General features: G+C 74.7%; 12 protein-coding genes. 6 read left to right on the top strand and 6 right to left on the bottom strand.

Annotation, left to right across the window (positions count from 1 at the left end):
- Positions 1-103: 103 nt before the first annotated feature.
- Positions 104-3,220 (bottom strand): sacsin N-terminal ATP-binding-like domain-containing protein, encoded by a 3,117-nt coding sequence (locus ACWDGI_RS24610; protein WP_450762338.1) that lies wholly within the window; start codon positions 3,218-3,220, stop codon positions 104-106.
- A gap of 184 nt (positions 3,221-3,404) precedes the next feature.
- A complete protein-coding gene (locus ACWDGI_RS24605; RefSeq protein WP_384482505.1) occupies positions 3,405-4,331 on the bottom strand; it encodes a DUF3027 domain-containing protein in 927 nt (308 codons plus the stop codon).
- A 396-nt stretch (positions 4,332-4,727) separates the two neighbouring features.
- Between ACWDGI_RS24605 and ACWDGI_RS24600 the strand changes: the two genes are divergently transcribed.
- The 4 genes from ACWDGI_RS24600 to ACWDGI_RS24585 all read left to right on the top strand — a co-directional run bounded on the left by ACWDGI_RS24600 (position 4,728) and on the right by ACWDGI_RS24585 (position 8,254).
- Entirely contained in the window at positions 4,728-6,128 is a 1,401-nt protein-coding gene (locus ACWDGI_RS24600) for an MFS transporter (RefSeq protein WP_450762336.1), read from the top strand.
- 80 nt (positions 6,129-6,208) lie between these two features.
- Positions 6,209-6,682: a DUF2771 domain-containing protein gene (locus ACWDGI_RS24595; protein WP_450762334.1), complete on the top strand. Its 474-nt coding sequence runs from the start codon at positions 6,209-6,211 to the stop codon at positions 6,680-6,682.
- Positions 6,652-7,416, top strand: coding sequence for a futalosine hydrolase (locus ACWDGI_RS24590; protein ID WP_450762333.1), 765 nt, complete (start codon positions 6,652-6,654; stop codon positions 7,414-7,416). The genes ACWDGI_RS24595 and ACWDGI_RS24590 overlap by 31 nt, the downstream gene beginning before the upstream one ends.
- Positions 7,403-8,254 carry a 1,4-dihydroxy-6-naphthoate synthase gene (locus ACWDGI_RS24585; RefSeq protein ID WP_450762331.1) on the top strand — a complete coding sequence of 284 codons (852 nt, stop codon included), beginning with the start codon at positions 7,403-7,405 and terminating at the stop codon, positions 8,252-8,254. The genes ACWDGI_RS24590 and ACWDGI_RS24585 overlap by 14 nt, the downstream gene beginning before the upstream one ends.
- Positions 8,255-8,305: 51 nt before the next feature.
- Here ACWDGI_RS24585 and ACWDGI_RS24580 read toward each other — a convergent pair whose 3' ends face one another.
- Positions 8,306-8,689: a cold-shock protein gene (locus tag ACWDGI_RS24580; protein WP_093501504.1), complete on the bottom strand. Its 384-nt coding sequence runs from the start codon at positions 8,687-8,689 to the stop codon at positions 8,306-8,308.
- A 188-nt stretch (positions 8,690-8,877) separates the two neighbouring features.
- Between ACWDGI_RS24580 and ACWDGI_RS24575 the strand changes: the two genes are divergently transcribed.
- Positions 8,878-9,132, top strand: a complete 255-nt coding sequence (locus ACWDGI_RS24575; RefSeq protein WP_450762329.1) for a hypothetical protein — start codon at positions 8,878-8,880, stop codon at positions 9,130-9,132.
- Here ACWDGI_RS24575 and ACWDGI_RS24570 read toward each other — a convergent pair.
- Positions 9,105-9,743, bottom strand: coding sequence for an HAD family hydrolase (locus tag ACWDGI_RS24570; RefSeq protein WP_450762327.1), 639 nt, complete (start codon positions 9,741-9,743; stop codon positions 9,105-9,107). The two genes, ACWDGI_RS24575 and ACWDGI_RS24570, sit on opposite strands and share 28 nt — an antisense overlap.
- Positions 9,744-9,910: 167 nt before the next feature.
- Positions 9,911-10,855 (bottom strand): hypothetical protein, encoded by a 945-nt coding sequence (locus ACWDGI_RS24565; RefSeq protein WP_450762325.1) that lies wholly within the window; start codon positions 10,853-10,855, stop codon positions 9,911-9,913.
- Between the two features lie 391 nt (positions 10,856-11,246).
- Here ACWDGI_RS24565 and ACWDGI_RS24560 point away from each other — a divergent pair, with 391 nt between their 5' ends.
- Positions 11,247-13,781 (top strand): helicase-associated domain-containing protein, encoded by a 2,535-nt coding sequence (locus ACWDGI_RS24560; RefSeq protein ID WP_450762323.1) that lies wholly within the window; start codon positions 11,247-11,249, stop codon positions 13,779-13,781.
- Positions 13,782-13,958: 177 nt separating this feature from the next.
- On the opposite strand, the gene ACWDGI_RS24555 is transcribed toward ACWDGI_RS24560, so the two are convergent.
- A complete protein-coding gene (locus ACWDGI_RS24555) occupies positions 13,959-14,504 on the bottom strand; it encodes a hypothetical protein (RefSeq protein ID WP_450762321.1) in 546 nt (181 codons plus the stop codon).
- Positions 14,505-14,544: the final 40 nt, after the last annotated feature.

Raw genomic sequence — 14,544 nt, 5'->3', positions numbered from 1 at the left:
AGCCCGATCGGGCCGAATCAGCCTGATTCGGCCCGACCGGTCTGATTCGGCCTGACCTGGCCCGGGGCCCCGCTGGGGTCCCGGGCCAGCGCCTTTTCGACCCTCAGTCGAACCAGCGGTCCCGGGCCAGTTCCTCCGTGCGGGACGGGTCCTCCAGCAGCGCGGCCACCTCGAAGCGGCGCGGCCACTGGCCGGCCGCCCAGGCGAGACCGGCGGCGACGCCCTCCAGGGTGGCCGCGTGCAGGACACCGTCCCCGGTGAGCCGCCAGTCGATCTCGACGCCGTCGACCACCAGCTCCTCGTGTTCGACGTAGGTCCCCGGGGTGCGCGGGCCGAGCAGGACGTGGACCGGCTCGGGGACGTCGTGTTCGGTCCCCTCCGAGTCGACCGCCCCCGTCACCGACCGACTCAGCCGCCGCACCTGGAACAGCTCGGCCAGTTCGGCGGCGCGGGCGGGCCGCACCGGGAGCAGCGGGACGCCGGTCGTGAACGGCAGCAGGTCCGGCGAGTCGACGACCACCGCGTCCGCCGCGTCCACCACCTCCACCCGGCCGTCGACCACCGCCCGCAGCTCGTCGGGGAGGGTCACCCGTTCGGGGTCCAGGTCCGCCAACGCGCCGTACAGGGCGTGCAGTTGGGCCCCGGTGACCGAGCGGTCCGGGTCGGCGAGGCGGTCCAGGAGTTCGGCGGCGCCGCCCGGTTCGTCGAGGAGGGCGGCGACCGAGGTCCGTACCCCCAGCGCCCGGAGCACCTGCTCGTCCTCGAAGCCGGTCGCGTCGGCCTCCTCGTAGAGGCCGCGCAGCAGCGGGTCGCCGCCGGCGGCCAGCAGACCGGCGGGGCGGCGGCCGTCGAGCACCGGGTGGCCGCGCAGCCACCAGGCCGTGTACGGCCGTACGACCTCGTGGGTGCCGTCCGGCAGCAGGATGCGGACCGGCTGGGTGAGGGCGTCGCGCAGCGGCGGCCGGGCGAGCAGCGCGAGGGCCTCGGGCCAGTGGTCCTCGTCGACGAGGTCGAGGTCGCGGACGGCGACCAGCTCGGTGGCGACCGGGGGCACGGGCGTGTCCGGGAAGCGGTCCAGGATGTCCTCGCACCAGACGTCGACGGCGTCGAGCAGACCGGCGTCGTCGGGTTCGGCGAAGTCGCCTTCGCGGGGCTCCAGTTCGTCCGGGTCCAGGACGACGTCGGTGGCGCGGACGAGGGCGAAGTTCGCCAGCACCCCGCAGGCGGCCAGCGGCTGTTCGCCCCACTTCTGCGCCAGCTCGGCGTCCACGGCGGCGAGTTCGCCTTCCCTGATCACCCGGGCGAACGGGCTGCCGGGAAGGACGAGTTCACCGGCGGGGGCCAGTTCACCGTCCTCGTCGGGCAGGGCGAGGGCGCCCAGCCAGGGCTCGTCGCCGGGTTCCAGGCCGGCGTCCCGGACCAGGGCGAGGACGGTGTCCGCCAGCTCCTCCACGTCCGGGGTGTCCTCCTCCCAGTTCAGGCCGCCCTCGTCGTCCAGGGAGGCGGCCACGGCGGCCCGTACCTGCGGGGTGGTGAGGACCGCGCGCGGGGTGGCGGGCAGCGCGCCGAGCTTCTCCAGGAGGGGGTGGGCGGCGTCCTGGTGGGCGACCTTGAGGCCGAGCCGGGCCAGGACCTCGGGGTCGATGACCCCGTCCGGGGTGGGGAGCAGGATCTGCCGCGGGCCGATGCTGGTCCGCCCGTCGGCCAGCGGCACCGGGAGCCCGGACAGCCGCTCCGGGTCGACGCCCGCGAGGCTGTCGTAGAGCCGCCACCACCAGTCCGGGTCCTTCTCGAGGCCGGCCAGGCGGTCGACGGCGTCGGCGAGCGGGAGGCGGCTGACGGACAACGTCCGCAGTTCCACCCGGCGTTCGAGACCGGCGGGCAGCAGGGTGGGGAGCACCTCGGCGAGCACCCGGACCGTGTCCGCGCCCGCCCCCTCCACGATCTCGGCGTCCCGCGGCCGCAGCGCCTCGGGAAGCTCGCTGTCGTCGCCGGGCTCGACCGCGGGGGGCAGGAACGCGGTGCGCGGCAGCCGATCCAGGATCGCCTGGCGCAGCGCGCCGTCCAGCTCGCCCTTGCCGAGCGGGCCGGGCACCAGATGGATGATCCCCTCCCCCACCGGCCGCCAGCCGGCGAGGAGTTCGGCGTACGCGTCGGCCGCGCGCTGCACCAGGAAGTCGGTGAGCGGGCCGGGGGCGGCGTGCCGGCGGGTGGTGTCGAGGGGGAAGGACGCGATGAGCAGGGCGGGGACGCCGAGCGGCTCGTCGCTGGGGGTGGGGGCGTGCAGCACGGCGGCGGTGCGCGGGCGGTCGGGGGCGCCCGCGCCGTCCGTGGGCACGGCCCAGGTCAGCGACCAGTGCGGGCGCAGCCGCTCCTCCACCGGCCGGCCGGTCAGCAGCTCCGGGGTGAGCGGGCCGTGCGCGGAGACGGTACGCCAGCGGGTCGTGCCCTCCTGGGAGTCGTCCACGACGGTGAGCGGGCCGTCGGTACCGCGGCGCAGGGTGCGTACGGTGTCGCCGCTCTCGATCACGACCTCTTCCAGCCCCGGCAGGGCGAGCAGCAGCGCGTCGTCGACGGCGGCGAGGAGGCGTTCGGCGAGATCGGTGGCGGCGGTGTCCCGGAGCGGCAGGATCACGACCGTGTCGTACGGGTCCGGGGCGGTGCCCTCGGCGGCGAACGGGAGCCGGAGCAGCGGCACATGGCCGTCCCGCCGACGGATCTCGTCCCCGAGCCCGGTGCTCTGCCGGGCGGTCTCCTCGGCCAGCTGCCGCGCCTCGGCGAGCGACCACCGCACGCCGCCGTGCCGGCCGACCACCGCGGGCTCGTCCGTCACCGCCAGCACGGCGGCGAAGCCGACGCCGAACCGCCCGACGGCGCTCTCGGTCTCCTCCCGCTTCGCGGAGGCACGCAGGGTGGAGAGGGACTCGGCGCCGGCCGCGTCCAGCGGGGCACCGGTGTTGGCGGCGAACAGGACGCCGTCACGGAGGGTGAGCCGGAACCGGCCGGGGACCCCGGCGCGGGCGGCCGCGTCGGCGGCGTTCTGGGCGAGCTCCACGACGAGCCGGTCCCGGTAGCCGCCGAGGACCAGGTCCTCCTCGGCGTTGGCGTCCTCACGGAACCGGGCGGGGCTGGTGGCCCAGGCGTCGAGGACACCGCGACGCAGGCGGGCGGTGCCGAAGGGGTCGGCGCCCTCGGCGGCGGGCCGCACGAACTTGCTCACGTTCACTCTCCTCATCGGCGTGAGGACGAAGGTACCGCGCGCCGAGAGCCCGCCCGTCCGCCCACCCGCCCCGCTCAGCCAAGAAGCGGAAGCCCGCGCCCCGGCCCGGCGCCGGCGGTGGCCGGTAGCACCGTGGCGCCCTGCGCCCGGGGCTGACCGGCCGTCATCCCGGCAGGGAGCGGGACTACGAGTGGCCCAGCTCCGCCGACGTCTCGTCCTCCGTCGCCGGTACCGAGCCGGAGTCGGAGGCGGGGCGGAGCGGGAAGGGGTCCACGCGGGTCTCGTCGATCACCGGGGGTGCCACCACCGGAGGTTTCGGCATGACCGCGGCCTCCGAGTGGCCGCCGCAGCCGTAGGAGAAGGAGACGACCCGGCCGTCGGCCGGGGAGAACTCGTTGGCGCAGACGCCGAAGGCCTGGCCCAGGGAGCCGCCGATGGGGGTGAGGAAGCCGCAGCTGACGCAGGTCGCGGGGGCCGCCTGGGCCATCGGGGTCTTCGCGCCGAACGACTCCTCCCAGCGGTCGGCGGCGATGTGCAGGCCGTAGCGGGACAGCACGCGGGCGCGGCGCATGCCCAGTTCCTCGGCGACCGACGCGATCGTGCCCCGGGAGGGGACGGTGGGCAGGTGCGCGGGCGTGCCCGCGGTGACCTCGGCGTCCTCCGCCTCCGCCAGCTCCTCCATCTCCGCCGAGACCGGGGAGTTCGGCTCCGGTCCGTCCTCGCCGGTGTAGCCGGGCTCCAGGCGGAGGTCCTCGGCCTCGGTGGGGAGCAGGTCGCCGGGGCCCATGTCGCCGGGGCGCAGGCGCTCGCTCCAGGGCACCCACTCGGGGGCGAGGAGGGCGTCGGAGCCGGGGAGGAGCACGACCTCGTCCAGCGTGACGACCTTGGCGCGGGAGGCGCGGGCCACCGTCACCGCCCAGCGCCAGCCGCGGTACCCGAGTTCCTTGCACTCGAAGTAGTGCGTGACGACGCGGTCGCCCTCCGCCACCGCTCCGGCGTGCTCGCCCACCACTCCGGGTGCGGCGGCCTCCTCGGCGGCGGTCCGGGCGAGGTCGACCGCCTCGGCGCACAGACGGTCGGGGGTGCGGCTTCGCGTTGTCGCTGCGCTCACAGGTATCGCTTCTCTCCTACGCCGTCTCACGAGTGCGGCTGCCTCCGGCGGTGGGGCGGACGGAGCGGACCTGTGGGCCGCATCGACGTCCGCGTCCGATCGCGCTCGGGCGCACCTCTGCCATCCATTGTGCTTTATGGCTGAGATACGCACGCTACCCCGTCGCCGGTAGTGGGGGACAGTCCGCCGCGATGCCTGCGCGGCGGCGGAGGGCCGAAGGCGGTGGGAGGCGCCGGTTCGGGTCCGCCGGCCGGGGCGGGTGGGCGGGGGCCCAGCGCGCCCACGCGGCGGGGCCGCATCGGTACGGCCCGCGCCCCTGCGGGCGCCGCGGTCCTCTCCGACTCGCTTGGTCACAAAGTGCACTAGGAACTGTCGTCTCAGGGCACTATGAACGACGTGGCAACCGCGAAATCCCCCCAACACACCGTCGGGGTCGGTAGCGGCGCGGGCCGCGTGCGCGGTGCCGTCCGCTCCGTCGGGCGTGCCCTGCACCTCCCGGTGACCGGTACCGCCCGGGGAATCCGCAAGGCCACGCACGCGCACGGCGCCGGTGAGTCCGGTCTCGGCAAGCTGATCGAGTTGCACGCGGTCAACGGCGCGGGCGATGTCATGATCACCGTCGCCCTCGCCTCCACCGTGTTCTTCTCCGTGCCCACCGACGAGGCCCGGGGGCGGGTCGCGCTCTATCTCGCCATCACCATGGCGCCCTTCACCGTTCTCGCGCCGGTCATCGGCCCCCTCCTCGACCGCCTCCCGCACGGCCGCCGCGCCGCGATGGCCGGCGCGATGCTCGCCCGGGCGCTGCTCGCGCTGATCATCTCGGGGGCGGTGGCCGGCGGCGGTCTGGAGCTGTATCCGGCCGCGCTCGGGGTGCTGGTCGCCTCGAAGGCGTACGGCGTGGTGCGCAGTGCCGTCGTGCCCCGGCTGCTGCCGCCCCGGTTCTCCCTCGTGAAGGCCAATTCGCGGGTCACCCTCGCCGGGCTGCTGGCCACCGGCGTGGCCGCCCCGATCGGGGCCGGGCTGCATGCCGTCGGCGACCCCTGGCCGCTCTACGGCGCCTTCGTGATCTTCGTTGCCGGGACGTTTCTCTCCTTCACCCTCCCCGCGAAGGTCGACTCGGCCAAGGGCGAGGACGTGGCGCTGCTCGCCGCCGACGAGGAGCATCTGCACGGCCCGCTGCGCAAGGAGGCCAAACGGCCGGGGCTGCGGACGGTGGGGCCGGCCGTCACGCACGCGCTCGGCGCGAACGCGGCCCTGCGCTGCCTCTCCGGCTTCCTGATCTTCTTCCTGGCATTCCTGCTCCGCGAGCACCCGCTGACCGGCGAGAGCGCGGCGGTGTCGCTGGGGATAGTGGGCGTCGCGGCGGGCGCGGGCAACGCGCTCGGTACGGCGGTGGGGGCCTGGCTGCGCTCCCGGGCGCCGGAGATCATCATCGTGACGGTGGTCGCCGTGGTGCTGGGGACGGCGGTCGTGGCGGCCCTGTTCTTCGGCGCCTTCCTGGTCGCCGTCCTCGCCGCGGTGGCCGGATTCGCCCAGGCGCTGGCCAAGCTGTGCCTGGACGCGCTGATCCAGCGGGACGTGCCGGAGGCGGTGCGCACCTCCGCCTTCGCCCGGTCGGAGACGCTGCTCCAGATGGCCTGGGTGTTCGGCGGGGCGGTGGGCATCGTGATGCCGCTGAACGGCACCCTGGGGCTGGTGGTGGCCGCCGTGATCGTGGCGGCCGGCTGGCTGGCCACCCTGCGCGGCCTGATCGGCTCCGCCCGGCACGGCACCCGTGGCCGGGCGAGGGTGGCCTGAGGAACGCGGCTGGCGTAACGAACCGGGCACGCCGTACCCCACATGGGGAGCGGGCCGGGAGGTCCCGATAGCCTTCGGCCATGACCACGCTGCAATCCCGCTCGCGACGCCGCCGCGTCGTCGCCGCCGCCGGCGCCGTTTCCGCCGGACTGCTCGTCCTGTCGGCCTGTGACAAGCCGACGCCGATCGCCACGATCACCGTCGGTACGTCCTCGGTCAACTCCGAGGCCGCCTGTTACAACGACGGCAAGGCCCTGAACACGGCCTCCCTCGCGAACTGCCTCAAGGACACCGGGATCAAGTCCATCAAGGTGGACCCGGACGACACGGTCCGCTTCGGCGTCGACCCGAAGATCGCGGACAACGGCTGGACGATCCTGATGAACGGTCAGGCGCTCACCGACTCCAGCAAGAAGACCTACCGCACGATCCCGGGCAGCGTGTTCTTCAACGCCCAGTACGGCGCCTCCGGCAACTCGACCCTCGTCTCCATCAAGGAGGGCGACAAGTCGGTGCTGGGTCTGTGGTCCTTCAAGCTCAAGAAGGACGCCTGACCACGTCCGCCGTACGCATCCTCGTGACCACCGCGGTCCCGGCCGAACGGGACGCGGTGGCGGGGGCGTTCACGGCGGGGACGACCGAGGTACGGCTGCCCGGCCCGGTTCTGCTGCACCGCACGCGCGCGGGACGCGCGGAGTACGACCTGCTCGCCGCCGGAGTCGGACCGGCCCTGGCCGCCGCGGGCACCGCGACCGCCCTCACCGCCGCGGCCCTGGACGGCCGGCCCTACGCCCTGGTCGTCTCCGCCGGGATCGCCGGCGGTTGCCGGCCGGCGGCCCCCGTGGGCTCCCTGGTCGTCGCCGACGAGATCGTCGCGGCGGACCTGGGCGCCGAGACGGCCGACGGGTTCGTGCCGGTCACCGAACTGGGGTTCGGCACCGTCAGCCACCGTCCGCCGGATTCACTCGTACGAGCCATCGCCGAAACGACCGGTGCCCGCCCCGGCGCGGTACTCACCGTGTCCACGGTGACCGGCTCCGCCGACCGCGCGTCCGAACTGCGCGCCCGGCATCCGCACGCCCTCGCCGAGGCCATGGAGGGCTTCGGCGTGGCCGAGGCGGCCGCCGCGCACGGCGTGCCCGTACTGGAGATACGCGCGGTCTCCAACCCCGTCGGCCCCCGCGACCGAGCCGCCTGGCGCATCGCGGACGCCCTGGCCGCCCTGACCGGGGCCTTCGGGAAGCTCGCGCCCGCCTTGGAGGGTTGGAACCCACATGACCACCGCTGACTCGTTGCGCATCGCGTACTCGCCCTGCCCGAACGACACCTTCGTCTTCGACGCCCTCGCCCACAGCCGCGTCGAGGGCGCGCCCGCGCTCGACGTGACCTTCGCGGACATCGACATCACCAACGGCATGGCCGAGCGCGGCGAGTCCGACGCGCTCAAGGTGTCGTACGCCGTGCTGCCGTACGTCCTCGACGAGTACGCGCTGCTGCCCTGCGGGGGCGCGCTGGGCCGGGGCTGCGGGCCGCTGGTGCTGACCAGGGAGGCCGGGACGGACCTCACGGGCCGTACGGTCGCCGTACCGAGCGAGAGGTCGACGGCGTACCTGCTGTTCCGCCTCTGGGCGGCGGACACGCTCCCCGGCGGTGTCGGCGAGATCGTGGTCATGCCCTTCCACGAGATCATGCCGGCCGTGCGGGACGGGAAGGTCGACGCGGGGCTGGTGATCCACGAGGCGCGCTTCACCTACCAGAACTACGGGCTGCACAAGCTCGCCGACATGGGCGAGCACTGGGAGACCACGACCGGCCTGCCCATCCCGCTCGGCGCGATCATCGCCAAGCGGTCCCTGGGCGCGGAGACGCTCACCCGCCTCGCCGAGTCGATCCGCACGTCCGTCCACACGGCCTGGGACGACCCCGAGGCCTCCCGGCCCTACGTCATGGCGCACGCCCAGGAGATGGACCCGGCCGTCGCCGACCAGCACATCGGGCTCTACGTCAACGAGTTCACCTCGGAACTCGGCGAGGACGGCTACGCGGCGGTACGGGGACTGCTCACCCGGGCGGCGGCCGAGGGACTCGTCCCGCCCCTCGGTCCGCACGCACTCGATTTCCCGTAAAAACACTTACGGGACTTGCACGCTTACGCGACTTGCCTGTCTCTTACGCGCTTACACGTCGAGCTGGTCCGCGACCGCGCGCAGCAGCCCGGCGATCTTCGCGCCGGCCGCCTTGTCGGGGTAACGGCCGCGCTCCAGCATCGGCGTGATGTTTTCGAGCAGGGTCGTCAGGTCCTGCACGATCGAGGCCAGTTCGTCCGGCTTCTTGCGCTGGGCGGCGGCGACCGACGGGGTGGGGTCGAGCAGGACCACCGACAGTGCCTGGTCACCGCGTTGACCGGCGACGACGCCGAACTCCACGCGCTGTCCGGGCTTGAGTGCGTCGACCCCGTCGGGGAGAACCGAGGAATGGACGAAGACGTCACCGCCGTCGTCACGGGAGAGAAAGCCGAAGCCCTTCTCGCTGTTGAACCACTTGACCTTGCCGGTAGGCACGTCTGTCCTCGTCCTCGTATCTCGTCGGAAACTGCTCGGAAAACTTCTGAATGCAACAGCTCTGGAACGGGCCTTGATAGCACTCGGGCGGGTCGACCATGACCCGCCGGTACCAAGGCTAATGGTCTTCGGGCGCGTGACAAGACGTCGCCCGGTTGTTCCTTCGGGCAGGGAACTACCCTGGTCGAGTGCGTGACAAAACCCAAGCGAATTCCACCGGGCCCGGTGACCGACTGATCCGCGCCGGTGCCGTGCTCTTCTTCATCGGTACGGTGGCCACTCTCGTCACCGTGATACCGCTGTTCCTCGGTGCGAAGCCTTTTCCGACCTACATGTACGTGCTGAGCATGCTCATGGGCGTCGGCTTCCTGGTCGCCGGCGCCGGAGTGCTCCAGTCGATCGCGGCGGGGCGCCGTCAGGCCCGGGAGGCGTCCTCGCGGTAGGCCGACAGCCAGGCCGGGAGTTCGGTGAGGTCCCCGAGAACCACGTCGGCGCCCGCCGCGAGCAGTTCGTCCGCGTCGCACGGCCCGGTGGCCACGGCGACGGACAGCGCTCCGGCGGTACGTGCCCCGCGCACGTCGCCGACGTGGTCGCCGACGTACACGCCCGCGCCGTGCTCGCGCAGCGCGACGGCCTTCTGCTCGGCCCAGAGGTCACCGACCACCGCGTCGGGGACTATGCCGAGGTGGCCGAGATGCAGCTTCGCATTCGGCTCGTACTTCGCGGTGACCACGACGGCCTTGCCGCCCGCGCCCTGGACCGCCGCGACCGCCTCCCGCGCGCCCGGCATGGCGGGCGTCGCGGCGATCGCGATCTCCGGGTACATGGCCCGGTACAGAACACTCATCTCCGCGACCCGCTCGGCCGGAAACCAGTTGATCAACTCCTCGGCGAGCGGCGGCCCCAGCCGGGTGATCGCCAGATCGGCATCGATGAAGGTCCCCGTCCGCTCGGCCAGGGCCGTGTAGCAGGCGTGGATCCCGGGCCGGGAGTCGATGAGGGTCATGTCGAGATCGAAGCCGACGGTGAGGGCGCGAGAAATCATATGGGCCATTGTGCCGGTGGCGCCGAAGGCGCCGGGTTCCGGTTGTCGCCCCTTGAGGGGGGACCGGCGGACCCACCTTCTCGGGGGCGCGGGGAACTGCGCGAACGACCCCCACCGGCCCGCAGCCGACCGACAACCGGACCCGGCGCCCCCCTACCGCGCAACCCGGCGCCCCCCTACCGCGCTCTCTGCGACCGCCACACCAGGTACAGCGCCGACGCCACCGCCGCCCCCCGGACCACCCACGGCCACGTCTCGCCCACCGCGTCGCTCATGTGGCCCTGGGCTATCGGTTCGCCCCAGCGGCCCGCGCTGCGGCCCCACAGCCAGACCACCCCGGCCGTGACGGACAGTCCCGGTACCCACATCACGGCCAGCTTGGTCTCCGCCGGGGTGAGCCGCCGGGAGCCGTAGGCGATGAGCCAGCCGAGGAGCAGCGCGAACCAGTTGCCGAGCACCGCCCCCACGACCAGCGCGGCGGCGGCGAGCAGCAGCAGGGGGTTGCTCCAGCCGACCGCGGGCCGGGGGACGACGCGAAGGCGACGCCGACGCGCGGTCGGCACGGCTTCGGCCGCCTCGGCCTCGGGGGCCGGCCCGGCCGTCTCCACCGGTTCCCCGGCGGCCTCCTCCTCCGGCTCCGCTTCCTTGCGCGGGCGTGGCTTCCTGAGCAGCTCCGGGATCTCCACGCCGCCCACGAACCCCGGCACGCTGTCGCCGTCCCCGAACGGGCTGCTGTCCACCCGCCACCAGTCGGGCGGCATCTGTCCGTCCGCCGGCTCGGCGGGCCGCGGCCGCGGTACGACGCGCCGCAGCTCCTCGCCCCCGGCGGGCGCCCCGGCCTCCCGCTGGGCGGGAACCGCCGACGGCGGTGACGGTGACGGCGCGGTCTGCGTCGTGCCCCCCGCCGCCTCGACGACCTCGTCGGGCGAGCCCAGCCGGTCGAGGATGCGGCGCACGGCCGCGGGGCTGTCGACGGCCGCCTTCGCCCGGTGCCGGTCGATCTCGTTGCGCAGCCCCGACACCAGCCGCATACGGTCCGCCGACGACAACTGGCGCTGGTGCGCGATGTCCCCGACCCGGCTCAGATACTCGTAGACGACCTGATCACTCTCGATACCCACGAAGTCCCCTCCGGGGCCGCCGCGTTGGATAACCCGTCGGAACGACGGTAGCGCAGGTCACGGCTTATGTCGGCGGGCACACCAGGGGGCAACGCGTCTCCGGGCGGGGGCGGTTGCCGTACCCGTGCCGACGGGCGGTTCGCCGGAGTCGCTCTTCGTGCCGCCGGACACCACCGCGAGACGGCTCGAGCCCAGGTCGACCCCCATGGCCCGGCCGCCCGCCGGCACCCGGGACGGGTCAGTGGCCGGCCCGGTGCCGACGACGCGGGACCCGAAGTGCCGTGCGGGACGTCTGTGAAACGTTCCGTTCGCCCAGTGGTCGCCCAATCCACGGAAGAGGCCGGGGACAGGTCATCCCGGTCCCCGCCCCGCACCCGCTACCGTGGGTCGGATGAGCAACCCGGCCACCCCGCCGCGCTCCCTCGCGGAGGCGCTTCGCGCCAGGGACGACGCCTCCCTGGCCGTACTGCTGCGCGCCCGCCCCGACCTCATCACCCCCGTCCCCACCGATCTCACCCAGCTGGCCACCCGGGCCGGCACCCGCGCCTCGGTGCTGCGCGCCCTGGAACGCCTGGACCGCTTCGCCCTGCAGACCGCGGAGGCGCTCGCGGTGGCCGGCGACCCGGCGTCGTACCGGGAACTGCTGGGCCTGATGGCCGGCGACGGCGGGGACCCGTCGGTCGCCGCCGCCCTGCCGCGCGCCGTCACCACGCTCCGCGACCAGGCGCTGGTGTGGGGCGACGACGACCGGCTGCGGCTGGTGCGGACCGCGCGCGAGGTACTCGCCCCGTCCCCGCAGTACCCGTCGCCGACCGGGCTGGGCCCGACCGTGCGGGAGGCCACCTCGGGCATGTCGCCGGGCCGGATCCAGGAGATCGTCACCACCGCCGGGCTGCCCTCCACACACGACTCGGTGTCCGCGGCGGACGCGCTCGGCCGGCTGTTCGGCCACCGCAAGAAGATGGCGAAGCTGCTCGCCGCGGCGCCCGCCGAGTCCCGCGAGGTCCTCTCCCGGCTGGTCTGGGGGCCGCCGTACGGTCAGGTCACCCCGGAACCGGCCGCCCATCTGCGCTGGCTCCTCGACCGCGGCCTGCTGCTGCCGACCGCGCCGGGCACGGTCGTCCTCCCCCGCGAGGTCGCCCTGCACCTGCGCGAGGGCCGGGCGCACCGCGAGCCGGAGCCGGTGCCGCCCGCGGTCGAGCCGACGGCGACGCACCGTCCACAGGTTGTGGACAGCACGGCGGCCGGGCAGGCCTACACCGCGCTCGCCACCGTCGAGGAGCTGCTGAAGGACTGGGACGAGGGCGGCCCGGCCGTGCTGCGGGCCGGCGGGCTCAGCGTCCGGGACCTGAAGCGCACGGCCGTGGCCCTGGACCTGCCCGAGCCGATCGCCGCCTTCTGGGTCGAGCTGGCGTACGCGGCCGGACTGCTCGCCTCCGACGGCGAGGCCGACGAACGCTACGCGGCCACCCCCGCCTACGACGAGTGGCTGGACCGCCCCCCGGCCGAACGCTGGTCCCAGCTCGCCCAGGCCTGGCTCACCGCGACCCGCGCCTCCGGCCTGGTCGGCGGCCGGGACGCCAAGGACCGCGCGCTGTCGGCGCTCGGCCCAGGCCTCGACCGCTCGGCCGCGCCCGAGGTACGGCACCGGGTGCTGACGCTGCTGGCCGGCCTGCCGGAGGGCACCGCCCCGGCCGCCGCCTCGCTACTGGCCCGGCTGCGCTGGGAACGCCCGTTGCGCGGCCCCCAGCAGCAGGGCGACGACCTGCGCGGCCGCCTGGCCCGCTGGACCCTGTCGGAGGCCGAGCTGCTGGGCGTGACCGGACGCGGGGCGCTGTCCGCGCAGGGCAGGGCGCTCCTCGGGGCGCCACCGGTGGAGTCCCTGGCGGAAAAGGAGCAGGAGGCCGCCGGACCCGGCGACAAGCTTCCCGTGCACCACCACCGTCCCGCCGCCGTCCTCGAACCCCTCTCCCCGCCCGAGCAGGCCGTCGCCGCCGCGGCCGCCGCCCGTCTCCTCGCCCCGCTGCTGCCCGAACCCCTCGACCACGTGCTGCTCCAGGCCGACCTGACGGCGGTCGCCCCCGGCCCGCTGCAGCGCCCGCTCGCCGACGCACTGGGCGTACTCGCCGACGTCGAGTCCAAGGGCGGCGCCACCGTCTACCGCTTCACTCCGGCCTCGGTCCGCCGCGCCCTGGACGCCGGCCGCACCGCCGCCGACCTGCAAGCCTTCCTCAGCACCCACTCCCGCACCCCGGTCCCGCAGCCGCTCGCCTACCTGATCGACGACGTGGCCCGCAAGCACGGCCATCTGCGGGTGGGGGCGGCCTCGGCGTACGTCCGCTGCGACGACGACACCGTCCTGAACGAGATCATGGCCGACAAGCGGGCCGCCGCCCTGCGCCTGCGCCGCCTGGCCCCGACCGTGCTCGCCACCCAGGCCGACCCGGCCACCCTCCTGGAGGGGCTGCGCGCGATGGGCTACGCGCCCGCGGCCGAGTCCGCCGAGGGCGATGTCCTGATCACCCGCGCCCACGCGCACCGCACCCCGCCGCGTACCGCCCCCGAGCCGGTCCCGGACGGCCCGCCCCCGCCGGACGGCACCCTCCTGACCGCCGCCATCCGCGCGATCCGCGCCGGCGACCTGGCCGCCACCACCCCGCGCAAGGCGGCCGGCACCGCCGCCCAGGGCGGCGAACTCCCGCGCACCACCGCCGCCGAGACCCTCGCCACCATGCAGGCCGCCGTCCTCACCGGCGGCACCCTGTGGATCGGCTACGTCAACGCCGAGGGCACCGCCAGCCAGCGCGTCATCGCCCCCATCCGCGTGGAGGGCGGCTTCGTCACGGCGTACGACCACACGGCCGACGAGGTACGCACCTACCCCCTGCACCGGGTGACGGGGGTGGCGGAACTCGCGGACGATTAGCGGCGCGGGCGGCCGAGCCGGCCGAGCGGGGCCGGCCCCGCGGTCCGGCAGCGTCGCGAAGGCGCCCGAAGGGGCGCGGGCCCACGTCGGCGTGCGGCTCCGCCGCGGGGCGCGACCGTCCACGACGGCGCCGCACCCCAACGACGGCCGCCCGTCGCGGCGCTCACCGCGAAGCGCTCAGCAGTACCGCACCGGCGCGTCCGCCGGCAGGGCGAAGTGGGTGCGGGCCACGGTCTGCAACGCGGTGGACTCCATCTCCTCGTCGAGGCGGGACTCGGCGTGGCGGCTGAAGTGGTTCTCCGTCCACTCGCCGTAGCCCTCGCCGTCCGGTGGCTCCTCCTCGGCGACGACGCGGTACCCGCCGTGCGCCGCGTCCCGCTCCAGCCGGACCACCTGCGGTATCTGTGCGCCGCCGCACTCCACCAGGGCGCCCGCGCGCTCGCCGTACTCCAGGCACAGGGTGTCGACCCCGGCCCGCACCTGGCCCCCGCTCTCCGTCAGGTCCAGGGCCTCCGCCCGGCAGAACCACCGCGACCGGAGACCGGGCTCGCTCTCCCCCGCCCCGGTGCCCGCGGCCTGCGCCACGAGCCGGGCCTCTATGGCGGGGCGCACCTCGGTCCACAGGCCGGCGTCCACCCCGGCGGACCCGTGCGCCCACACCGCCGTCACCACCAGCACCGCCACCGCCCCTGCGCCCGACCCCCAGATACGTACGGACGTCACCCGACCCCTCCTCACCGAACCACACGCGTTGCGCGGCTCC

It is taken from the genome of Streptomyces sp. NPDC001220 (assembly GCF_053597895.1).
This window is presented reverse-complemented; position numbering and strand designations above follow the sequence as displayed.

Excerpts from the sequence above, each read along its gene's own strand:
- ACWDGI_RS24595 (WP_450762334.1), top strand. The coding sequence starts at position 6,209 with ATGACCACGCTGCAATCCCGCTCGCGACGCCGCCGCGTCGTCGCCGCC.
- ACWDGI_RS24585 (WP_450762331.1), top strand. The coding sequence starts at position 7,403 with ATGACCACCGCTGACTCGTTGCGCATCGCGTACTCGCCCTGCCCGAAC.
- ACWDGI_RS24570 (WP_450762327.1), bottom strand. The coding sequence starts at position 9,743 with ATGGCCCATATGATTTCTCGCGCCCTCACCGTCGGCTTCGATCTCGAC.
- ACWDGI_RS24560 (WP_450762323.1), top strand. The coding sequence starts at position 11,247 with ATGAGCAACCCGGCCACCCCGCCGCGCTCCCTCGCGGAGGCGCTTCGC.